Genomic DNA, 21,650 nt, shown 5'->3' with positions numbered 1-21,650 from the left:
CTGCTGATGACGGCTCCGCCATGGGGAGAACAGCCGGTCAAAGACGTGTCGCTACACGGATCAGGTCGGCGACCGCGCGAAGTCGGCTCTGCGGCGGCCAGGCGATCACCGTTGTCACGGGCGGAGCATCCACGACGGGCACGGCGGCGAGATCCCGGCGCAGGTCGGTGCCGGCGGACTCGGGCATGATCACGGTGGTACGGCCGAGCGCGATCAGCTGGAAGAGCTGTGTCAGGTTCCGTACCTCTGCCCCTGGTCCCTCCGGGTAGCTGCCGCCAGGACCGGGCCAGCGTGCCATCGGAAGTTCCGGCAGTGCGGTGACCTCGGCCATCCGGATCTGAGAGCGGCCGGACAATGCGTGCGAGCTGGGCAGGATCGCCACCTGTCCCTCGGTGTAGAGGGTTTCGGTGTCGAGTCCCACCGTCGAATCGAAGGGCAAGTGCAGCAGAGCCACGTCGGCCTGCGCGTCCTGCAGCAGCTTCTGATGCTGATGCGCCTCGCAGAGCAGCAGATCGACGGTGGCCGCACCGGGCTCCATGCGGTAGGCATCGAGCAGTTTGGCCAACAACTCGCCGGCGGTGCCAGACTTGACGGCGAGGACGAGGCGGGGACGCCTTTGCGCAGCCTGCTGGGTACGCCGCTCGGCCGCGGCTACCGCGCTGAGGATCGCACGCCCCTCGGACAGCAGCACGGCCCCGGCCTCGGTGAGCGTGACCTTGCGGCTGGTGCGCTCCAGCAGCGTGACCCCGAGCTGTCGTTCGAGCCGGGCGATCGTGCGGGACAGGGGCGGTTGGGCGATCTCCAGACGCCTGGCGGCCTTCCCGAAGTGCAGTTCCTCGGCAATGGCGACGAAGTACCGCAACTCGCGTATCTCCATCCGTTCACATTGACGTGCTCCCTGGCCTAAAGTCCAGGGATTCCGGCCTGGGTCGTCTGACCCTTCCGGGGGGCTTCCTGCTTCAACGCGCCGTGCCGGGACTTTCGTCCTGGTCTTACCGGCGCTCTGCGAGGCGTTTGGTGTCTCCGCCCGTCCGGCGGCGACGATACGGCGTCCTTCGAAGAGGACGTTGCGGGCTGCGTTGTGGTCGCGGTCGTGCACGGTGCCGCACGCGCCGCACGTCCACTCCCGGACGTGCAGGGGCTTGGGGCCGTCCCGGAATCCGCAGGCCGAGCAGACCTGAGAGGACGGGAAAGCGCGGTCCACCTTGGCGAAGGTGCGGCCGTGCCTGACCGCCTTGTACTCCAGCATGCAGACGAACGCGGACCATCCCGCGTCGTGCACGGACTTGGCGAGCCGGGTGCGGCCGAGGCCGGAGACCGCGAGGTCTTCCACATACACCGCTTGGCTGTCGCGGATGATCTGTGTGGATGCCTTGTGGTGGAAGTCCCGGCGCCGGTCCGCCACCTTGGCGTGCTGGCGTGCGACCTTGATGCGGGCCTTGGCCCGGTTCTTCGATCCCTTGGCCTTGAGGGACAGGTCCTGCTGAAGGCGTTTGAGTTTCTTCTCGGCCCGGCGCAGGAAGCGGGGGCTGTCGATCTTCCGGCCGTCGGACAGGACCGCGAAGGCGGACAGGCCGAGGTCGATACCGGACTCCGTCTCCAGCCCGGGGAGGATATCCGGTTCGGTGTCGACGACGAAGCTGAGGAAGTACCGGCCACAGCTGTCCTGGGTGACGGTCAGGGACGTGGGCGCGGCCGATAGCCGACGTGACCACTTGACCTTGAGGTTGCCGACCTTGGCCACGTACACCGTGCCGTTCTCCTGGAGACAGAAGGCGTTGGTGTTGAGGCGGATCGACTGGCGGGTGTCTTTCTTCGACTTGTACCGGGGCGGCCCCACCTTCCGGCCCTGCCGCTTGCCCCTCAGGCTGTCGAAGAAGTTCTTGTAGGCGGTGTCCAGGTCCCGGAGGGACTGCTGCAGGACGACCGCTGACACGTCGGCGAGCCAGGCGCGTTCCTCGGTGCGCTTGGCCTGGGTGATGCGAAGCCGGGACAACTGGGCCGACTTCACATACGGCAGCCCGGCCGCGTGTGCTTCCTTGCGGTCGCGCAGGCAGTCGTTCCACACCACGCGGGCGCACCCGAACGCCTGGGCCAGCGCGCGGCGCTGGGCGGCATCCGGGCAGGCCCGGTAGTTGTAGCGGAGCTGCATACCACGATCTTAATGCGATTCGTCTCATGGATGAGGAGAACACTTATAGACGTGGCAGGCACGTCATTTCAGCGATGCATGTGCACTTGGTCTTCGTGACGACGTACCGGCGAGGGGTCTTCAATGACGAGATGCTCACACGCTGCGAAGAGATCATGCGCAAGGTGTGCGAGGACTTCGAAGCGGAGCTGAAGGAGTTCAACGGCGAACGCGATCACGTCCACCTCTTGATCAACTACCCGCCCAAGGTCGTCGTCTCCAAGCTGGTCAACAGCCTCAAGGGCGTCTCCGCCCCCGGATACGCCAGGAGTTCACCGGCCACATCAACCGCGCCATCATGCACGGGCACCTGTGGTCGCCCTCATACTTCTCCGCCTCCTGCGGCGGAGCGCCGTTGACGATCGTCCGCCAGTACATCGAGCAGCACAAACGCCCACTCTGAGGTTGCACGTCACAGCAGTGTTGAGATGCATTCATCCCCGGCGTGAACGGCGGGGCCTTCTGCAAGATCCCCGGTAACTCCGGCGCACGGTCGATCGATGTCCCTCAGGTATCGCTGCATGACCGAGTTGGTGTTGGTGCCAGGCCGAGGCGCAGCCATGCTCGCTGTCATGAGTGAGAAGACCATCGCGCTGGTCACCGGCGCGAACAAGGGAATCGGGTACGAGACCGCGGCCGGACTGGGCGCATTGGGCTGGAGCGTCGGCGTCGGCGCTCGGGACGAGCAGCGCGGGAAGGACGCCGTGGCGAAACTGCGCGCGGCGGGTGCCGACGCGTTCGGCGTTCCCCTGGACGTGACCGACGACGAGAGCGTGACTGCTGCGGCGCAACTGATCGAGAAGCGAGCGGGACGCCTCGACGTGCTGGTCAACAACGCGGGCATTGCGGGCAGTTGGCCGGACGAGCCCACAACCGTCGACCTCGAGACCGTGCGGCGGCTGGTGGAGACCAACGTCATCGGCGTCATCCGGGTCACCAACGCGATGCTGCCGTTGCTGCGGCACTCGGCGCACCCGCGGATCGTCAACCAGTCCAGCCATGTCGGCTCTCTGGCCCTGCAGACCACGCCCGGTGTCGACCTCGGAGGGATCAGCGGGGCGTACGCGCCGACGAAGACCTTCCTCAACGCCGTCTCCATCCAGTACGCCAAGGAGTTGAGCGACACCAACATCTTGATCAACAACGCCTGCCCCGGCTACGTGGCCACCGACCTCAATGGGTTCAGCGGCACTCAGACCGCCGAGCAGGGCGCGGTGATCGCCATCCGGTTGGCGGCTCTGCCCGACGACGGCCCTACCGGCCGGCTGTTCGACGACAAGGGGGTCGTACCGTGGTGATCTTCTGATGTGTTGTCCATGGCCTCCGGATCACCAGCGGGGCAGTCGAAGCTCGTACTCGGGGTGGAATCGCCGCATGTAGCCGGTGTCGTCGCGGCCACGCAGCCCCGAGTCGAGGTAGCGGCGGTGGAGTCGCTCCAGGGCGTCGTGGTCCAGTTCGACGCCGAGGCCGGGGCCGGTGGGGACCTTGACCGCGCCGTCTCGCAGCGCCAGGGGGCCGGGGACGATCACGTCGTCCGCGGAGTTCCACGGGTAGTGGGTGTCGCAGGAGTGGTCGAGGTTCGGGAGGGTCGCGGCCACGTGGGTCATCGCGGCGAGGCTGATGCCGAGGTGGGAGTTGGAGTGCGTCGAGAGACCGATGCCGAACGCCTCGTAGACGGCCGCTAGTTCACGGGTGGGGCGCAGCCCGCCCCAGTAGTGGTGGTCGGTGAGGAGGACCTGGATCGCGTTCTGTTCCACGGCCGGGCGCAGGTGTTCCCAGGCGATCAAGCACATGTTGGTGGCCAGCGGCATGGGTGAGCTCTCGGCGACCTCGGCCATACCGGGGATGGTGGGGGTGGGGTTCTCCAAGTACTCGATCACTCCGTCCAGTTCGCGTGCCACCTGCCGCGAGGTCTCCACGGGCCAGGCCGTGTTGGGGTCCAGGCGGAGCGGGCTGCCGGGGAGGGCCTCGGCGAGGGCCTTCATCGCGGCGATCTCCTCGTCCGGCGGGAAGACTCCGCCCTTCAGCTTGAACGAGTCGAATCCGTACCGCTGTCGCATCACCCTGGCCTGCTCGACGATGCCCGCCGGGTCGAGGGCCTCGCCCCAACCGTCGCCGATCGCCGGACGGCCGTCGAGCGCCGGGTGTTCGGCCCATTTGTAGAAGAGGTACGCGGCGAAGGGCACGGAGTCGCGGACCCTGCCGCCCAACAGGTCGCTGACGGGGCGTCCGGTGAGCCTGCCCTGCGCGTCGAGGCAGGCCACCTCCACGGCAGAGGCGATCCAGCCACGCTCGTGGGAGCCGGGCACCGTGGGCAGCAGGGCGGCGTCGATGGCGGCGGCGACGGCCGTGGTGTCGAAGACTTCCATGCCGACGATCACCTTCCCGGCGGCCAGCAGCCGTTCGAGCGATCACTGAAGGCGATCGGTGTGACGATGAGCTGACGGATGCGACTGTCCGTGAGCTCGCTTCATCGATCTGAATCACGCAACGGGCCCCGGTACTCACGTACTCGGTGAGTACCGGGGCCCGTCGAAGTCGTCGCGATCCGATGACTTCAGATGTCAGACGACAGATTTCAGATTTCAGATTTCAGATTTCAAAAAACCTGTCAGCCGTCGGACGACGGACGTCACGAGCTGGTGCGCGTCGAGCGTCGACGCCGGGTGACGACGGTGATCGCTCCACCGGCCACGAGCAGGGCCGCGGCGCCGGCGGCGATCGGCAGGGTGTTGCCACCGCCCGTCTCCGCGAGGTCGCCGGGCGGCGTCGACTGGCCGCCGTTCGGCGAGGGAGCCGGCGGCGTGGTCGAGTGGGAGGCAGACGGGGAGGCCGGCGTCGTCTCCGGGGTCGACGGCTCGTCGGGCGTCGTCGGGGTCGGGCTGCCGGGGGTCTCCGCGGGCGGCGTGGCGGCCGGCGGAGTCGAGGCCGGAGGCGTGGTCTCGGGCGTGCTCGGCGGCTGCGCCGTGCAGTCCTTCTTGCCGCCGTTCCACGCCATGATCAGCTTGTCCTTGATGACCGCGCGGTCCGGCCCCTTGGGCAGGTCGCCGTGCTCGAAGCCGTCGTTGGCGTCGAACTTGCCGTCGAACTTCACGGCGCCGCGGTAGAGGTCGATCTGCGCGTAGCAGCCGGCGTCGGGCACCGCGATGTCGAGGGAGTCGGTCTGGCCCGGCTTGACCTTGACGCTGTCGAAGTCGTGGAAGACCTGCTCACCGGAGGTCTTGAAGGTGGCCCCGTGGGTGCGGTACGCCGCGAGGGAAGCGGTGCAGGTCCCGGCGTCGCCCGCCGCGCGCACCTTGATGTGCACCTTGCCGTCTTCGGTGGGCTTCAGGTTCTGGTCGTCGACGCGGACCCAGTCGTAGAAGTTCGTCCCGTCCAGGGAGAACTCGCAGCGATCCGCCGCGGTCACCGTGCCGGCGCCCTGGCCGGGCTTGTAGGCGCTGTTGCCACTGTCCCAGCCGTCTCCGCCGGGGGTACCCGTGGCCCAGGCGCTGGTGGTGGCCGCGGAGAGGGCGAGGGCCGCCGCGCCCGTCCCCAGCAGGCAGCGAAGGGTGACACGTCTCGCTATGGACATGCAGATCCCATCTTGATGATCCAAGACCCGGTCGTCGGCGGCAGGGCAGCACAAAGCAGCCGGGGGCCGCACCGGGGATGAGTGGTCGAAGAAACACTGGGCCCACTGGTCACATGGGCCACAGTTCGAGCACATAGTCGATCACTGTGCAGGGGCTGTCAACCTCCTTGAAAACACAATGAGTTCACACGCTGCCACATTTCCGACACATGGGGAATCAATGAATCCGCGGCGGCTCGACGACGGCCGGTCGCGATCGACCAGCACCTTCACCGGGGGCACTCAGTTCCCTCGATCATGTGCACTGAGTGCCACACTGTCCGCGCGATGCTAGGTTCCGTCCATGAGCGAGGAACCCCGTGGCGGGGACACCGCCGACACGACGACGGCAAAGCCGCCCATGCGGGACGCGCTGGTCGCGGCGGCCTTCCAGCTGTTCCTGGAGCGCGGGTACGAGCAGACCACGGTCGACGACATCGTCACGCTCGCCGGTGTCGGCCGGCGGTCCTTCTTCCGCTACTTCCCCTCCAAGGAGGGCGTGGTCTTCCCGGACCACGAACGCTGCCTGATCGACATGACGGCGTTCCTGGGCGCCGGCACCGGCGAGGAGGAGCCGGTGCGCAGGGTGTGCGACGCCGCCCGGCTGGTGCTGCGCATGTACGCCGAGAACCCGACCTTCTCCGTGCAGCGCTACCGCCTCACCAAGAAGGTCCCCGGCCTGCGCGCGTACGAGCTGTCGGTCGTCTGGCGCTACGAGCGCGCGCTCGCGGAGTATCTGCGCGGCCGCTTCGCCGGCCGGCCCGACGGCACCCTGCAGGCCGACGTCATCGCCGCGGCGGTGGTCGCCGCGCACAACAACGCCCTGCGCTCCTGGCTGCGTTCGGACGGACAGAGCGATCCCGACACTGCCGTGGACCACGCGCTGGGATACGTACAGACCTCGTTCGGTGGCTCCCCCGGAGCCGGTGACGCGCCGGCCGCGGAGCAGGAGGACGTAGTCGTCGTGATCTCCCGGCGCGGGGCACCGATGTGGCGCGTCGTACGAGAGATCGAGTCCGCGTTCGGCAGGGAGTGAGAAGCCGAATCGCACCCACTTCCTCAGGTAAGGGTACCGAGTGCCTTTACGAGTGGCACTCAGTGCCATACCCTGTGGCTCGTGCGCGGCGTTCCGGGCACCTCAGACTCCGGCCCAGTGCAGGGAGATGACATCGTGTACCCCTCAGGAATCGCCCTTCATCCGGGCGTCGGACCCGCGACGGACATACTCGGCAGCGACTCCGCGCCGAACGGGACGTCGAGCTCGGACGCTCTCCTCTTCCAGCGGTGCCGCTGGTGCGGAACGGCGATGTACCACCGCCTCCTCTGCCCGGTCTGCGCGGGCAGCGACCTGCGGACGGAGACGAGCGCGGGAGCCGGCGTCGTGCGCCACTCCACCATCGTCCACCGCAACACCCCGGCGGCTCGGAACGTCTCCCTCATCGAGATGGCGGAGGGGTTCACCGTGCGCGGCCGGGTGATGGGCGCGCCCGCCGACGTCCACAGCGGTGACCGGGTCCAACTCTCCACCGCTCAGGACCCGGTGCGCAGTCAGCCGGTGTTCCAGCTCATCGACGGTCCCTATCGCGGCTGGAGTTGACATGGGGTGACTGGACGAACCGGCGCGCGCCGCCGGTTCGTCCAGTCACCGCGAGAGAACCCTCAGCCGTACGTGATGTCGGACGTCGCGTACTTGCAGTAGGTGCCGTCGGGGCCGGTCCCGTTCGCGGTCGGCTCAGCCCCCGTGTTGTTGCCGATGTACTTCTGGCAGGGGATGATCTTCTTACTGGAGTCCCCGACGATCTTGATGGCCTTGAGGGTCGCGCTGTCGCCGTAGTTGGTGTTGATGCCGACGAGCTTGCTTCCCTTGTAGGTGGCCTCGATCCCGTTGAGGTTGATCGCGCGCTTGTACTGCGTCTTGCAGTTGCCGCACGAGCGGACGAACGTGCCGAAGGTCTGCACCGCGAAGTTCGAGACGTTCAGCGTTCCGGCGCCGTTGAACTGGAACACCTTGTCACTGGCTTCCTTCGCGCCGCCGCCCGAGACGGTGTAGACGTTGGACGACGAGGAGCCCAGGAACGTCGCCGCGTCCTCGCCGACGTCCTCCCACCAGACGTTCTGCAGCGTGCAGCTGCCCAGGCAGTGGATGCCGTCCGCGGCGGGGGCGCCGATGATGACGTTCTTCAGAACGGTGCCGGCGGCCAGTTCCAGGATCGGTCCCTGATCCTCGTCCTGACTGCCGGAGCCCAGGTCACCGGTGCCGTAGAGCCGCTTCATCCCGTAGTCCTTGGTACCGGAGACCGAGAGGGTGGCGGAGACGGCCTGACTGCCGTTCGCGGTGGGCCAGGTGGCGGCACTCGCCGGAGACAGGCCGCCGACTGCCATGATCATGACAGCCGACAGGCCGACTGCGGCCAGGGAGCCGGTGAGAGCGCGCCGTCGGGCGCGCGGGCGTGCGGATGAGGTCATGTCCCGATTCCTCCTTCTGAACGAACGTGGGGGCGGTCAGAGCTTCCCGGCGCCCGCGCCGGACGTCACCGAGACGACGACACTCGAGACGGGCGGGTGAAGGTGTTCCAGGACACGGTGACGCAATCGGAGCCGTGATTGATGTCGAGCAGACCGTCGTAGCACCACCTTGGCGGTGTCGCCGGTGACGGCCGCCTCGAATGCGTCGAGTGTCGAGACCGTAACGGCGGCGGCCGTGGCCAGGGCCAGTCTGCGAGTGCGTGTCGGTGGGGGGCGAGTACGCATGCGGGTGCGTCCCTTCGGGAGTGCCGTAGGTCATGTATGCGAACGATGTGCACCATTACGAACAGCGTGAGGCACTCATGACACCTGCACGAGAATCGTCAGCTCCAGGGAGTGCGCACATTCCCAGGTGATGCGGCTCGGAGATCTGATGTCTCGCCCATGAGATGCCAGGCGCAGGTCAGGCTGCTGAACGGGAAACGTAAGGGGTAAGCGCTTTCTAGTCAACGCTTCGCGCAGAACACATCCGGTCGACTTCCGCACCCCGCCCGGTCGGTGGACACAAGGACGCCAGGCCCGATCCGCGGAGGGATCGGGCCCGGCGAGGTTGTTCGGCCGCGTCGCGACGGGTGGCGCGTCAGCTGACGCCGAGGTCGGAGAGGGCGGTGGTCCAGTCGTTGATGATGGCGTCCTGGGCGTCGGAGAGCGAGACCGTACCCGCGCAGACGGCCTTCTTGAGCTTGTTCTCGACGGTGTCCTTGTTGGCCGCGGTCTTGGTGCCGTACTGCGGCTCGGGCCAGAGGTTGAGCTCGCTCTTCGGTGCACCCCCGAGCTCCAGGGGCACGAAGTGGTCTTCCTCGTAGTCCGAGGTGCTGGTGTCGGTGTAGCCGTACGCGACGATCTGCTTCTTCTTGAGGGCGGTGGTGTACGAGCTGGAGGGCCGTACGGTCGCGGTCCAGCCGGAGACACAGATCGTGGAGTCGATGGTGGACTGGGAGACGTCCGGGTTGAGGGCGCCGGGCTGGCAGCTGGGGTCCGGCAGGGGAAGGTACGCCTGGCTGCACGTCGCGGCGTGGGCGCTGCCGGTGGCGACGGTCATCCCGGCGGCGGCGAGGGCGAGGGCGGACAGAGAGGTGACGAGGGGGCGGGTTATGCGGGACATCGTGGGGGTCTCCCGATGTGGTGCCCGGCAGGAGTTCCGGGCGGTCGTGCGCATGACAGCATCGGGAGCGTCTATGCGGGTAGACCCTTTGACCGGACCGGGAGACGCTTGATTGAAGATTTGTCCATGACCTGACAGCACCGAATGAAGTCATGGCCTCGGCTTGGTTGTTCAACGCGGTACGGCCGGGCCATGGCCTGGGCGGTCGCCGCCGGCCCGCCTCACACGGTCGGGGCAACCCGCCTCACATTCGAGGGGGCTGTCTCGTCATAGAGGTATGAACTCGAAAATCAGGTACGCCAGTCTCGGCCTCCTGGCCGTGACCGGGCTGTACACAGGCATCTGGGCCTACTGCTCCCCGACGAGCTGGTACGCGAACTTCCCCGGCCTCGGACTGAGCTGGCTGCCCCAGCTGGGCCCCTACAACGAACACCTCACCAAGGACGCCGGAGCCATGTTCCTGGCCCTGGCCGTCCTGACCGTCATCGCCCTGCGCTCCGTACACAACACCCGGCTGGTCCAGACAACAGGTGCCGTGTGGTTGCTCTTCAACGTGCTGCACTTCAGCTACCACGTCCAGCATCTCGACATGTACAACACACGCGACCAGATCCTCAACGTAGTCTTCCTCGCCGCACTCATCCTGCTCGCGGCCCTGCTGCTGCTCCCCGCCCTCCCCGCCCTCCCCGCACGACAGGACCGCACACGATGACCCACAACGGCGACAACGGCGACACCGCCGGCGTGAGCGCGAAGCAGGAGCCTGGTATGCGGGTGGCAGTGGCAGGCGGAACCGGACTGGTGGGACGGCATGTGGTCGAGGAGCTCACGGCGGCCGGGCACCACCCGGTGGTAGTGGCCCGCTCCACGGGTGTGGACCTCGTGACCGGCACCGGACTCGACGCGGCCCTGGCCGGCGTGGACGCGGTCGTCGACGTCACCAACGTGACGACCACGAGCGCCAAGAAAGCCATCGCGTTCTTCGACCGCGTCGCCCACACCCTCCAGGACGCCGGTGAACAGGCTGGGGTTCGCCACCACGTCCTGCTGTCGATCGTCGGGATCGACCGGGTCGGCCTCGGCTACTACCAGGGAAAACTGCGCCAGGAAGACGTGCTCAAGAGCGGGCGGACGCCGTGGACGGTGCTGCGCGCCACCCAGTTCCACGAGTTCGCCCAGCAGACCCTCGACCGCGTCCCGGGACCCCTCGCGGTGGTACCCCGGATGCGGAGCCAGCCCGTCGCCGCCCGTGAGGTCGCCCATCACCTCGTACGACTCGTCTCCGCCCCGGCGCGGGGCATGGCCCCCGAACTCGCCGGACCCCGTGTCGAACAGGTCGTCGACATGACAGGCCGGCTGCTGCGGGCCCGTCACCAGCGCCGGCTGCTGCTGCCCGTGAAAATGCCCGGTGCCACCGGCACGGCCATGACCGGCGACGGCCTGCTCCCGACCGGACCCGGCCCCCGCGGCAGCCAGACCTTCGACGAATGGCTCACCCACCACACCGCTCACCACGCCCATCAGGGAGGATGACGGCCCCGTGTCCACACCCCCGGGACCCGCCGAGGACCCCACCCTCGGCACGCTCATGGCCGAACGCCGCCGTCTGCTCAACCTCGGCTACCGCATGCTCGGATCCCTGCAGGACGCCGAGGACGTGGTCCAGGAGACCTACGCCCGCTGGTACAGCCTGCCCGAGGAGGAACAGCGGGCGATCGGCGCGCCGTTGGCCTGGCTGACGCGGGTCGCCTCCCGGATCTGCCTCGACCACCTCACCTCGGCCCGCGTCCGCCGCGAGCACTACACCGGTGAGTGGCTGCCCGAGCCCGTCCGGCACAGTGCCACATGGACCAGTACGGGCGATGAGGGCGGGGCCGATCCGGCCGACCGGATCACCCTCGACGAGTCGGTCAGCATGGGCATGCTGGTGGTCCTGGACTCGTTCACTCCCGCGGAGCGCGTGGCCTTCGTCCTCCACGACATCTTCGGCATGCCGTTCACCGAGATTGCCGACACCGTGGGCCGCACCCCCGCCGCCTGCCGCCAGCTCGCCTCCTCCGCCCGTCGACGCATCGCCGACCGACGTACCGGCGGCAGCACCGCACAAGAGCACCGGCAGATCGTCACCGCGTTCCGCCACGCCTGTCAGACCGGCGACCTCGACACCCTCGTCGCGCTCCTCGACCCCGCCGTCGAGTCGCGCAGCGACGGAGGCGGCAGGGTCCGCGCCGCCTTGCGACCGGTCGTCGGCCGGGACAAGGTCGCCCGCCTCTTCCTCGGCCTCATGCGGAACGAACCCGGGGTCGAACTCGTCGAGGAGGACGTCAACGGCACCCCCGGCGTCAGCGTCCGCATCGCCGGTACCACGATCGCCGTCGTCGCCCTGGACATCCACGAGGGTCTGGTCACCGACGTGTGGATGGTCGTCAACCCCGACAAGCTCCATGCCTGGACCGGCTACGAAACCCCCTGAGGAGCGGCCCTCGGACGAGGGGCCGAAGTTCTACGTGAACTTCCCGCCCGTACAGGTGAGTTGTCCCGTCCTCGGGACGACGACCAGGGGTGAGAGCCCGGCGGTGGCCGGGCTCTCACCCCCTCCTCACGTGGTCAGGGAGATGCGAATCCCGACCGTGCCGTCCGTGCCCCGCCGCAGACGGCTGCCGAAGAGGGTGAGACGGCCGAGGATGCCGTACTTGCCGGCGATCAGTCGGCGGTAGCGCGCGGTGGCGGCCGGGTCGAGAATCTCCGCCGTGGCGGGGACCTGCTCACCGGTCGGCTTGCCGCGCGCGTCGCACGGACCCACCAGGACGTCGGCCCGGTTGCGGATCCGCTTCACCTTCCAGGAGTCCGCACTGGTCCAGGCGCCGAGGGCCGCACCGTCCCGGACCACCCACACGGGCGTCGCCACCCCCGTACCGTTTTTGCGGTAGCTCGTGATCAGCAGGAACTTCCCTGAAGCGAGCGCGTCCAGTTTCGTCTCGTCCATGCGGGGAGTCTAAGCAGTCACGGCTGGGAGTCCAGGCCGCCCGTTCAGGACAGCTGGCCGTTGTAGTCCGGCAGCTTGAACGTGCGCTCGGCGTGACCGCCGACGAGGTCGGAGTCGTTGTTGCCGACGTTGGCGATGATCGTGTAGCCCCGCGACTCGATCTCCGCGCGCTTGCTGGTCTTGTAGGCGCTGACCTCTTCGAACAGATCGGGCAGGTCGCGCGTGTAGAGACCGGAGACCGGGTAGCCGACGGTCGTCAGGTTCCACTGCGTCAGGGAGGAGATGATGCCCGGACGTGCGCTGATGAAGAAGATGTCGACGCCGCGGGAGCGCGCGTAGCGGGCGAGGTCGAGCGAGGGCTTGACCGCCGGGGTCGGCAGTTCGTACCACGGGTGGAAATCCGTCTCCAGCGTGGTGTTGTCGATGTCGAAGACGAGGGCCAGCTTCTGCCCGGCGGCGTTCGCGGTGCGCTGCTCGACGTAGGGCTTTGCTTGGTCGATGACCGCCTTGACGTCGCTCTGCCAGGTGGCGTAGTCGACCGCGGCCGTCGTCGCCGTCGCGCTCACCACCGTCTGGGCCGGAGCCGCGGCGGCGGTCCCCGCAGCGGTGACCGTCCCCCCGATGCCCAGTGCCACGACCGCCGAGACCGCGCCGATCCGGCGCCCCACACCGCGTCCTGTCATGCTCGTCCCCTTTTCATGTCGGAGCGGCGAGGTGCCTCGACCATCGCCGCTGGACAGATGATCGTGCCTAAGGATGTACAAGAAGGGAAGACGAAGTTACTGATCGGTAGAAGAACTCGCGGCCGCCGCCCTCCCCTCCGACGCGGGGTGGCACTTGGTGCCATCCCGTGTGAGCCTGGGCTGACGGGTGGCGGGCCACGATGTCTGACACACGGAGAGAGGTAGCTGGGATGGACGCACCGAACATCGTGATCGTCGGCGGCGGGTTCGCCGGCGTCGAGTGCGCACGCGGACTCGAGCACGCCCTTCAGCCGGGTGACGCCCGGATCACCCTGGTCAGCCCCACCGACTACCAGCTCTATCTGCCACTGCTGCCGCACGTCGCCGCCGGAGTCGTCACCCCGCAGTCCGTGGCCCCCTCACTGCGCCGGATCCTGCGCCGCACGACGTTCCTGCCGGGCGGGGTGATCGGCGTGGATCCCGCGTCCAAGAGGTGCGTCGTACGCAAGATCACGGGGGAGCTCGTCGATCTGTCGTACGACTACTTGCTGCTCACGCCCGGCAGCGTGACCCGCACCTTCGACATCCCCGGTCTCCTCGACGAGGCGCGCGGGATGAAGACGCTCGCCCAGGCGGTGTATCTGCGTGACCATGTGATCGCCCAACTCGACCTGGCCGCGGCCACGTCGGACGAGGACGAGCGGGCGGCACGACTGCAGTTCGTCGTGGTCGGCGGCGGATACGCGGGCGCCGAGACCGCGGCCTGTCTGCAGCGACTGACCACCGCCGCGTCGAAGCGCTACCACCCGCGCCTGGATCCCGGGCTCATCAAGTGGCACCTGGTGGACGTCGCCCCCAAGCTGCTCCCGGAGCTCGGTGACAAGCTCGGGGCGAGTGCGCTGCGCCTGCTGAGCGAGCGCGGACTGGAGATCTCCCTCAAGACGACCGTCGCCTCGGTCACGGAAGGCAAGATCACCCTCACGGACGGCCGGGTACTGCCGTCACGGACACTGGTGTGGACGGCCGGTGTCGCGGCGAGTCCGCTGGTCGACTCGCTGGGCGCGGAGACCGTACGCGGCCGGGTCCTCACCGAGCCGGACTTCAAGGTGCCGGGCCTGGACGGGGTGTTCGCGCTGGGCGACGCGGCCGCCGTGCCCGACCTGGCCAGGGCCGACGGTTCCTACTGTCCGCCGACTGCCCAGCACGCCGCCCGGCAGGGCCGGCACGCGGCGAAGAACCTGGCGGCGCTGCTGCAGGGACTGCCCATGACGCCGTACAAGCACAAGGACCTCGGCCTGGTCGTCGACCTCGGCGGCCACGAGGCGGTGTCCAAGCCGCTAGGTATCGGTCTCAAGGGCGTGGCCGCACAGGTCGTGGCCCGTGGATACCACCTGTACGCGCTGCGCACGGGCACGGCACGGTTCCGTACGGCCGCCAACTGGTTCCTCAACGCGGTCGCGGGCGACGACTTCGTGCGCACCGGCTTCCTCGCCGACCGGAAGGGGACCCTGCGGGAATTCGAGCACACCGACAAGTACCTGACGCCGGAGGAGGTCGCCGCCCGCCTGAGCCGTTAGGGCCCGTCCGGCGGATCATGCCGCGGACGCGGGGCCGTTCAGGAGGGCGAGGTAGCGGCGGGCGAAGAGGTAGGCGTCACCCGGCCAGCGGGCCGAGAGATAGCGGCCGTCCTCGACGACGAACGCGTCCGTGTCGTCGGTGGCGGTGCCGCGCCGGGTCAGGGTGCGGGGGCCTCGTACGAACTGCTTTCCCGGGTCGGCGAGGGCCGCCCTGACCTCGTCCTCGACGTACGCGGGGTAGGTGCGGTAGTAGCGGCCGAGGCGCCAGGCGGTGATGAAGTAGGCCGTGCGTTCCATGTATGTGGGCAGGCAGGTCGTGCGCCGGTCGGCCAGGACGCTCCGGCCGGTGGTGAGGTCGCGGGCGCGGGCGAGCACCAGGACGCCGTGGCAGATCGCGCCGACGGGCCGCCCGAGGGCCCAGAAGCGGGCGATCTGCTGGTGAAGCGCCGTCGAGCCGAGGTACTGCCGCATGCCGGGTGCGTGTCCGCCGGGCAGCAACAGGCCGTCGTACTGCTCGATGTCGACCTCGGCCCAGGAGACGGTGGAGGTGAACTCCGGTGACTTCGTGAACTGCTCGTAGAACCGCCGGGGTTCCTCGGCGGCGCCCAGTTGTCCGAAGAGCACCCCCCTCAGCAGCCGTGGGTCCGCCGCCGGCCGGGTGCCCGCGCGCTCGGTGGCGAGCACCACCTCGTGCCCCGCGTCGGTGAGGATCCGCCAGGGAACGGCCACTTCGGTGACGTCGAAGTCGCGGTCGGGTACCGGCATCAGCACGCGCATGGGCCCATCATGGCAGGCCCCGGGGTTGCCACCGGTACGGCTGACAGGAGAGTGACAACTTCCCTTTCCCGTTGGCTTGTTGACGCCTACATTGCCGGTCGACACGTCATCGCAGGAAATGCCCAGGAGCTGATTCCGTGCCCGAGAACCCGGCCGCCTCGCAGCTCCCCGCCGAGGGGGTGCTCAGCCGGATCATCACGACCCGCCCGCACACGGCCCGGATCTGGAACTACTGGCTCGGCGGCGGCGACTACTACGAGGTCGACCGGGCGGCCGGGGAGCGGATCCGCCAACTGCACCCGGGCATCGGCGACTACGCGCGGGCGGACCGGCTGTTCCTGGGACGCGCCGTACGCCATCTGGTCACCGCGTGCGGAATACGCCAGTTCCTCGACATCGGCACCGGCCTGCCGACCGCGGACAACACGCACGAGGTGGCGCAGCGGCTCGCGCCGGACGCCCGGATCGTCTACGTCGACAACGACCCGCTGGTCCTGGCGCACGCCCGCGCCCTGCTCACCAGCACCCCCGAGGGCCGCACCGACCATCTCGACGAGGACCTCCGCAATGTGGACGCCATCCTCGAACGCGCCGCGAGGACCCTGGACTTGAGCGAGCCGGTCGGGCTGATGCTGCTCGGGGTCGTCATCTTCATCGACGACGACGCGGAGGCGTACGACATCGTGCGCCGACTGCTGGAGGGGTTGCCCTCGGGGAGCCATCTGGTCCTCTCGCACACGATCACCAGCCCGGCGATGTCTGACGTGGACGCCGCCGTCTCCTACTGGAACCAGCACGGCACGCCCTGCATCACCCAGCGCACTCCGGAGGCGGTCGCCCGGTTCTTCGACGGTCTCGATCTCCTGGAGCCCGGTGTCGTCTCCTGTTCGCGCTGGCGTCCGCAGCCGACGGACGGGGACGAATCGGCGGAAGTGGCCATGTTCGGCGGGGTGGGCCGCAAACCCTGAACCGGAGAACGGCCGGGGGTGAACACGAGGGCACGGGCGTACGTATGGAAGGAGGGCTCACGACCGCAGCCCCGGCGGCGTCGACGCCGCACCGTACGGCTTCGGGAGCCCATGCATGAGGCACGCACGACGACGGATCGTCCGACGGGGGGCGCGACTCGCTGCCGTCGGCGGGGTCCTCTGCGGAGGGTTGATGGTGACGCACGCCATGGCGAGCGAGCCGTCCGCCGCGTCACGTGCTCCCCAGAGCGCCACCCTGGCCGCCGCGGGCAAGGGCGCGGGTCTGGTGTCGACCCTCGGCACCTCGCGTACGGCGGGCAGTTGGATCGCTGCCGACGGGCACCCTGTCGTCGCGGTGACCGACTCGGCCGCGGCGGCCGAGGTGCAGAAGGCGGGCGCCCGACCCAAGGTCGTGAGCCACAGCATGGAGGACCTCAATTCCGTGACGAAGGCGCTGAAGGCGGCGCCACGCGTCGCGGGCACCGCCTGGGCCATGGACTACGTCCACAACGAGGTGGTGGTGCAGGCCGACCGCACCGTGTCCGCCTCCGACTGGTCCCGGATGAAGAAGCTCGCCGCGAGCATGGGCAGTTCGGTCCGCATGGAGCGGACCGAGGGCACGTTCACCACACGGCTCAACGCCGCCCTGCCGATGTTCTCGACCGGCGGGCGCTGTTCGGCGGGCTACAACGTGACCAACGGTCGCAACGAGTTCATCCTGACGGCCGGGCACTGCGGGCCGGCCGGGTCCGTCTGGTTCGGGGACAACCAGGGCGCCAAGCAGTTGGGGCAGACGGTCACCACGGCGTTCCCCGGCAGCGACTTCTCCCTCATCCAGTACAACAACGGCCAGAACGACACCGGGAACAACGTCGTGTCGATCGGGGGCGGCAAGGGCGTCCAGATCATCGGCGCCGCCGATCCGACGGTCGGCCAGCGGGTCTTCCGCAGCGGCAGCACCAGTGGACTCCACGACGGTGAGGTGAAGGCGCTCAACGCGACGGTCAACTACCCCGAGGGCACCGTGACCGGTCTGGTGGAGACCAACGTGTGCGCCGAACCGGGCGACAGCGGCGGTCCGTTGTTCTCGGAGGGCATCGCGCTCGGCGTGACCTCGGGGGGCAACGGAGACTGCACGGCGGGCGGTACGACGTTCTTCCAGCCGATCACCAAGGCGCTCACGGCGCTCGGGGTGAAACTGACCGGACCGGGTGCGGCCGCCCAGGGCGCGGCGGGCGGAGCAACCGCCCAGTCCTCCCCCGCCCCCGCGTCCTCGCAGGGCGCGGCCGTCGTACCGGGATCCGCCGCGCCCGGCTCGGTCCAGGCGGTCGGGTCGGGCGCCTCCGAGCCGCTCCTCACCCGTCTCACGGACCCGCAGAACATCGGTCCGGGCCTGCTGGTCATCGCCGGCAGCATCATCGCGCTGGTCGCCACGCGGTACATCCGCACGGAACAGGATCGCAACCGCTACCGGCGGCAGTACTCGCAGAGTTGGGGCTGAGGCCGGACGGCGGACGAGGGGACGGGGCGGAGACTCGCAACCAGGAGTCACGCCCCGTTCGTCACGGAGTCGCGGGGCGGCCGAGCGGGCTCACGCCGCCTGTATGGGCGACTGGGGGGCGGCTTCCGCCCACTCCAGGACGAGCCGCTGATACTCCCGCCGCTCCTCCATGCTCAGCGTCCCACCGGCCCGGAACCACAGGGCACGGATCTCCTCGTTGACATCGGCGGCGGACCGCACGGAGTCGGTTTCAGGAGTGGTGGACATGGTGTGAAGCATACGGGCCTTGGCGTGAAGGCGTTGTGAGTAAAGGTGCGCCTTACGACATTACGGACCGTGAACCTGATCACTCGTCCGACGTGGGATCACCTTCCGCACCTGTTCACCGTCTCTCCCCCGCCCCCAGCACCAGCACCTGAATGGCCAGCACCGCGGCCCCGCGCGCCCAGTCGTGGAAGTCGGAGACCTTCGTGTGCAGATCGACCGGATCGGCCTGCGGGTGGCGGTGTGTGAGGATCGTCTCCTCGACGACCGGGCCCGCCACGTCGACGAGTCCGACGCCCTCTCCGGCGAGCAGGATCTTCTGCGGCATGGCGAAGTTGGCGATCTGTGCGACGAGGGTGCCGAGCGCGCGGGCCGCCTCGTCGAGGACGCGGGTCGGCAGCGGGTCACCCGCCGCGGCACGGGCGAGGATCTCCTCGTAGGTCAGGTCCTCGCCGGTGGCGGCCCTGACCTGGTAGCGGATGCTGGGGATGGTCAGCAGGGAGATGGCGCTGCCGCGTTCCCCTTCGGGGGTGAGGGGCCCGTACGGGTTCACGATCCAGCGGCGGCCCACGCCCCGCCCGTCCTCGACGGAGGCGACCCGGCTGCCGCCTAGGACGAGGCCGTAGCCGATCCCGGCGCCGATGGTGAGGACCACGAAGCGGTCGAGTCCACGGCCGGCGCCGAACCAGGTCTCGGCCTCCACGAGGGCGGCGACGTCGTTCTCGACGACCACCGGCAACCCGGTGCGCGATACGACGAGTTCGGCCAGCGGGACGTCCGTCCAGCCGAGGAAGGCCGACTCGGCGACGACCGATCGATTCTCGACACGGCCGCCGACTCCGATGCCGATTCCGGCCGGCGCGGGAGAGGACGGGGTGAGTTCCTCGGTCATCTCAGCCAGCAGGTCGGCGACTTCGGCCGGGGTGTGGGTGGTGAGCGGGCGGTCGTGACGCACCACGATGTCGCTGCGCAGGGTGGTGACGACGCCGTAGACCATGTCCTCGGTGATCTTGAATCCGATGAAGGAGCGGGAGTCGGCGACGATGTCCAGGGGCTGTGAGGGACGCCCCTGCCGTACTTCCGCGCTCTCCCCCTCCCCCGACTCGGCGGCCTCGATCAGCAGGCCGGTCTCGATCAGCGGTTTGGTCAGCCGGGTGAGGCTGCCCGCCGACAGGTTCAGGCGGCGCGCGAGCTCGCTGCGCGACAGCGGCCCGTGCACGAGCACCTCGATCGCCACCGCACGCTCACCCGGACTCAGCGGCAGCCAGCCGGCGGCGGCACGTGTGGTCATGAGGATCGGACTCCCACAAAATTTTCTTTCGCCTCGGAATTAACGACATCACTCTATGGCGCGGCAGTTCGCCGGAAAGGATGCGTACAGGACTCTTGACGCCTTGATTGTTCCGCATCAAAAGTAAATGAGTCCAGGACGAGCCCGACCCGTGAAGTCTCCACCAGTGAAGGATGTTGCTCAGATGACGTTCTCTCTCGGCATCGTCGGCGCCGGCCAGTTCTCCGGCCAGTTCGCGAAGCTGTTCCTCGCCCACCCCGGCGTCGCCGATGTCCACGTCACCGATCTGCTCCCCGAGCGGGCGGAGGAACTGGCGGCCGCCGAAGGGCTGTCGGGCACCTTTCCGTCGTACGAGGCGATGCTGGAGTCGAAGGCGGTGGACGCCGTCGCGATCTTCACCCAGCGCTGGACCCACGGGCCGCTGGTGCTCCAGGGGCTCCGGGCGGGCAAGCATGTCTACTCCGCGGTGCCGATGGCCATCACCCAAGACGAGATCGCCGCGATCATCGACGCGGTACGGGCGACCGGACTGACGTACATGATGGGCGAGACCAGCCAGTACAACCCGGCGACGGTCCACGCCCGCAACCAGATCGCCGAGGGCGCCTTCGGGCGGCTCTTCTACGCCGAGGGCGACTACGTCCACGACATGGATCTCGGGTTCTACGAGGCGTACCAGTACAGCGGCGGCGAGAACTGGAAGGCGACCGCCAGCTATCCCCCGCTCCTCTACCCGACGCACTCGGTGGGCGGGGTGCTCGGCGCCTGGCGGACGCACGCGGTGAGCGTGTCGGCCATCGGAGTTCGCGACGAGCGCGGGGACGGGGTGTTCGACAAGGAGATCAGCCAGTTCGGCAACGACTTCTCCAACGCGACGGCGCTGTTCGAGGTGGCGGGCGGCGGCTCGTTCCGCACGAACGAGTTCCGGCGGGTCGGCTATCCCTCGCACATCCGGGAGTCGCGTTTCCGGTTCTTCGGAACCGACGCCAGCATGGAGCAGCTCGCCACGGTGAGCTTCTGGCAGGACAAGAAGGGGGTGCAGGACATCACGGAACTCCTCGAGCCCAAGCCGACGCTGGCGCCCGACGATCCCTCGCTCCAGCACATCGCGCCGGCGCTGCGGGCCGCGTTCACGTCCGGGTCGGCGCCCGTGCACGACCGGGCGCGGCTGCCCCGGGGGTTCGACCACCTGCACAACGGGCACGAGGGCAGCCACCACTTCCTGGTGGACGACTTCGTGACCGCGGTCAACGCCCGGACGCTGCCGTCGGTGAACGCGTGGGTCGCGGCCCGCTACACCCTGCCGGGCATCGTCGCGCACGAGTCCGCGCGGCAGGGTGGGGTCAGGCTGGAGATCCCGGACTTCGGGGACGCGCCCGAGGCGTGATGACGTTCCCCGGCGGGTCCGGGTGCCGTCAGGTGCCCGGCTTGCGGCCGTAGACGAAGACGTCGTCGCCGTTCTTCAGCAGCGACCAGTACTTCTTGGCCGTGGTCGTGGTCATGTTGACGCAGCCGTGCGAGCCGGGCGGGTTCCACATGCTCAGGCCGACCGAGTGGAAGGCCTGGCCGCCGTCGAAGAACTGGCTGTAGGGCATGGGCACGTTGTAGATGGTCGAGACGTGGTCGATGTCCCGCCAGTAGATCTTCTTCAGACCGGTGCGGGTCTCGTACCCGTTGCGTCCCGTGCGGACCGGCACCGGACCGTAGACGAGCCTGCTGCCGTCCTGGATCCAGCTGAGCTGGAGCGTCAGGTTGACGCAGGCGATGCGGCCCTTGTTGACGGGGCACTTGCCGTCCTTGTTGGGTTTGTTGCCGACGGCCTTCTGCTTGTTCATCAGGTCCATCACGCCCCAGGTGACGGACCCGGCGTAGCCCGCGTTCGGGGTGATGCCGTGCTTGGTCTGGAAGGCCTGGATCGCCTTGCAGTCGGCGGTGGACTGCCGGCCGTCGACCGGTCGGCCGAGGAACTTCTCCACCTGCTTCTGGTACGGGCCGGTCTGTGTCGTGCAGCTCGCGGCCTGCGCGGGCGCCGTGCCCAGCGCGAGCGTCAGCGGCGCGACCAGTCCGGTGATCCCCAGAGCGACGGCTCCGCGTCTGCGTATGTCCCCCATGTCGGGCCCTTCTGTCTGCGTGTTCCCGGGTGTTTCCCTCGTTCTCCGCCTGCTAGA

At 68.6% G+C, this 21,650-nt stretch carries 20 protein-coding genes and 3 pseudogenes; 11 read left to right on the top strand and 12 right to left on the bottom strand.

Going from position 1 to position 21,650, the window contains the following annotated elements:
* Positions 1-37: 37 nt before the first annotated feature.
* Together OG798_RS47150 and OG798_RS47145 are read right to left on the bottom strand one after the other, a co-directional pair.
* Positions 38-877 (bottom strand): LysR family transcriptional regulator, encoded by an 840-nt coding sequence (locus OG798_RS47150; RefSeq protein ID WP_328759142.1) that lies wholly within the window; start codon positions 875-877, stop codon positions 38-40.
* Between the two features lie 26 nt (positions 878-903).
* Positions 904-2,152, bottom strand: a pseudogene (locus OG798_RS47145) (RNA-guided endonuclease InsQ/TnpB family protein).
* Positions 2,153-2,178: 26 nt separating this feature from the next.
* Between OG798_RS47145 and tnpA the strand changes: the two are divergent.
* Positions 2,179-2,594: pseudogene (gene tnpA / locus OG798_RS47140) on the top strand (IS200/IS605 family transposase).
* A gap of 157 nt (positions 2,595-2,751) precedes the next feature.
* A complete protein-coding gene (locus OG798_RS47135; protein ID WP_121413937.1) occupies positions 2,752-3,489 on the top strand; it encodes an SDR family oxidoreductase in 738 nt (245 codons plus the stop codon).
* Positions 3,490-3,519: 30 nt separating this feature from the next.
* On the opposite strand, the pseudogene OG798_RS47130 reads toward OG798_RS47135, so the two are convergent.
* Positions 3,520-4,599, bottom strand: a pseudogene (locus tag OG798_RS47130) (enolase C-terminal domain-like protein); the annotation flags it as partial.
* Positions 4,600-4,823: 224 nt separating this feature from the next.
* The gene (locus tag OG798_RS47125) at positions 4,824-5,765 is read right to left on the bottom strand and encodes an LAETG motif-containing sortase-dependent surface protein (RefSeq protein WP_121413938.1); all 942 of its coding nucleotides are present in this window, start codon (positions 5,763-5,765) and stop codon (positions 4,824-4,826) included.
* 400 nt (positions 5,766-6,165) lie between these two features.
* On the opposite strand from OG798_RS47125, the gene OG798_RS47120 reads away from it, so the two are divergent.
* Both OG798_RS47120 and OG798_RS47115 read left to right on the top strand, forming a co-directional pair.
* A complete protein-coding gene (locus OG798_RS47120; protein ID WP_183127699.1) occupies positions 6,166-6,840 on the top strand; it encodes a TetR family transcriptional regulator in 675 nt (224 codons plus the stop codon).
* A 132-nt stretch (positions 6,841-6,972) separates the two neighbouring features.
* Complete coding sequence (locus tag OG798_RS47115) at positions 6,973-7,401, top strand: Zn-ribbon domain-containing OB-fold protein (protein WP_107096582.1); 429 nt, start codon at positions 6,973-6,975, stop codon at positions 7,399-7,401.
* Positions 7,402-7,463: 62 nt separating this feature from the next.
* Here OG798_RS47115 and OG798_RS47110 read toward each other — a convergent pair whose 3' ends face one another.
* Both OG798_RS47110 and OG798_RS47105 read right to left on the bottom strand, forming a co-directional pair.
* On the bottom strand, positions 7,464-8,270 hold the full coding sequence (locus tag OG798_RS47110; protein ID WP_328759140.1) for a pectate lyase: 807 nt from the start codon (positions 8,268-8,270) through the stop codon (positions 7,464-7,466).
* A gap of 640 nt (positions 8,271-8,910) precedes the next feature.
* Positions 8,911-9,435, bottom strand: coding sequence for a hypothetical protein (locus tag OG798_RS47105; protein ID WP_095850836.1), 525 nt, complete (start codon positions 9,433-9,435; stop codon positions 8,911-8,913).
* Between the two features lie 277 nt (positions 9,436-9,712).
* Here OG798_RS47105 and OG798_RS47100 point away from each other — a divergent pair, with 277 nt between their 5' ends.
* The 3 genes from OG798_RS47100 to sigJ are packed head-to-tail and all read left to right on the top strand — an operon-like array spanning position 9,713 to position 11,908.
* Complete coding sequence (locus OG798_RS47100) at positions 9,713-10,147, top strand: hypothetical protein (RefSeq protein ID WP_095850837.1); 435 nt, start codon at positions 9,713-9,715, stop codon at positions 10,145-10,147.
* Entirely contained in the window at positions 10,144-10,968 is an 825-nt protein-coding gene (locus tag OG798_RS47095; protein ID WP_328759139.1) for an SDR family oxidoreductase, read from the top strand. Before OG798_RS47100 ends, OG798_RS47095 begins: the two co-directional genes overlap by 4 nt.
* A gap of 7 nt (positions 10,969-10,975) precedes the next feature.
* Entirely contained in the window at positions 10,976-11,908 is a 933-nt protein-coding gene (gene sigJ, locus OG798_RS47090; protein ID WP_328759138.1) for an RNA polymerase sigma factor SigJ, read from the top strand.
* Positions 11,909-12,034: 126 nt separating this feature from the next.
* Here the strand turns inward: sigJ and OG798_RS47085 are convergent, their stop codons facing one another.
* Together OG798_RS47085 and OG798_RS47080 are read right to left on the bottom strand one after the other, a co-directional pair.
* Positions 12,035-12,421 carry a PPOX class F420-dependent oxidoreductase gene (locus OG798_RS47085; protein ID WP_099944982.1) on the bottom strand — a complete coding sequence of 129 codons (387 nt, stop codon included), beginning with the start codon at positions 12,419-12,421 and terminating at the stop codon, positions 12,035-12,037.
* Positions 12,422-12,465: 44 nt separating this feature from the next.
* The gene (locus OG798_RS47080) at positions 12,466-13,104 is read right to left on the bottom strand and encodes an HAD family acid phosphatase (RefSeq protein ID WP_095850839.1); all 639 of its coding nucleotides are present in this window, start codon (positions 13,102-13,104) and stop codon (positions 12,466-12,468) included.
* Between the two features lie 230 nt (positions 13,105-13,334).
* Between OG798_RS47080 and OG798_RS47075 the strand changes: the two genes are divergently transcribed.
* Positions 13,335-14,681 (top strand): NAD(P)/FAD-dependent oxidoreductase, encoded by a 1,347-nt coding sequence (locus OG798_RS47075; protein ID WP_095850840.1) that lies wholly within the window; start codon positions 13,335-13,337, stop codon positions 14,679-14,681.
* A 15-nt stretch (positions 14,682-14,696) separates the two neighbouring features.
* Here the strand turns inward: OG798_RS47075 and OG798_RS47070 are convergent, their stop codons facing one another.
* Positions 14,697-15,458, bottom strand: a complete 762-nt coding sequence (locus tag OG798_RS47070; RefSeq protein WP_328759136.1) for a type 1 glutamine amidotransferase domain-containing protein — start codon at positions 15,456-15,458, stop codon at positions 14,697-14,699.
* Between the two features lie 137 nt (positions 15,459-15,595).
* Between OG798_RS47070 and OG798_RS47065 the strand changes: the two genes are divergently transcribed.
* Positions 15,596-16,426, top strand: coding sequence for an SAM-dependent methyltransferase (locus OG798_RS47065; RefSeq protein ID WP_328759135.1), 831 nt, complete (start codon positions 15,596-15,598; stop codon positions 16,424-16,426).
* A gap of 115 nt (positions 16,427-16,541) precedes the next feature.
* Entirely contained in the window at positions 16,542-17,927 is a 1,386-nt protein-coding gene (locus OG798_RS47060; RefSeq protein ID WP_095850843.1) for a S1 family peptidase, read from the top strand.
* Between the two features lie 90 nt (positions 17,928-18,017).
* On the opposite strand, the gene OG798_RS47055 is transcribed toward OG798_RS47060, so the two are convergent.
* Both OG798_RS47055 and OG798_RS47050 read right to left on the bottom strand, forming a co-directional pair.
* The gene (locus OG798_RS47055) at positions 18,018-18,206 is read right to left on the bottom strand and encodes a hypothetical protein (protein WP_095850844.1); all 189 of its coding nucleotides are present in this window, start codon (positions 18,204-18,206) and stop codon (positions 18,018-18,020) included.
* Between the two features lie 103 nt (positions 18,207-18,309).
* Positions 18,310-19,482, bottom strand: a complete 1,173-nt coding sequence (locus OG798_RS47050) for an ROK family transcriptional regulator (RefSeq protein ID WP_328759134.1) — start codon at positions 19,480-19,482, stop codon at positions 18,310-18,312.
* Between the two features lie 184 nt (positions 19,483-19,666).
* Between OG798_RS47050 and OG798_RS47045 the strand changes: the two genes are divergently transcribed.
* Positions 19,667-20,869, top strand: coding sequence for a Gfo/Idh/MocA family protein (locus OG798_RS47045; RefSeq protein WP_328759133.1), 1,203 nt, complete (start codon positions 19,667-19,669; stop codon positions 20,867-20,869).
* A gap of 28 nt (positions 20,870-20,897) precedes the next feature.
* On the opposite strand, the gene OG798_RS47040 is transcribed toward OG798_RS47045, so the two are convergent.
* Complete coding sequence (locus OG798_RS47040; protein ID WP_095850847.1) at positions 20,898-21,593, bottom strand: L,D-transpeptidase family protein; 696 nt, start codon at positions 21,591-21,593, stop codon at positions 20,898-20,900.
* Positions 21,594-21,650: the final 57 nt, after the last annotated feature.

Source organism: Streptomyces sp. NBC_00271 (assembly GCF_036178845.1).
GTDB lineage: Bacteria > Actinomycetota > Actinomycetes > Streptomycetales > Streptomycetaceae > Streptomyces.
The sequence above is the reverse complement of the archived record's forward strand: the minus strand, read 5'-3'. Positions and strand labels throughout refer to the sequence as shown.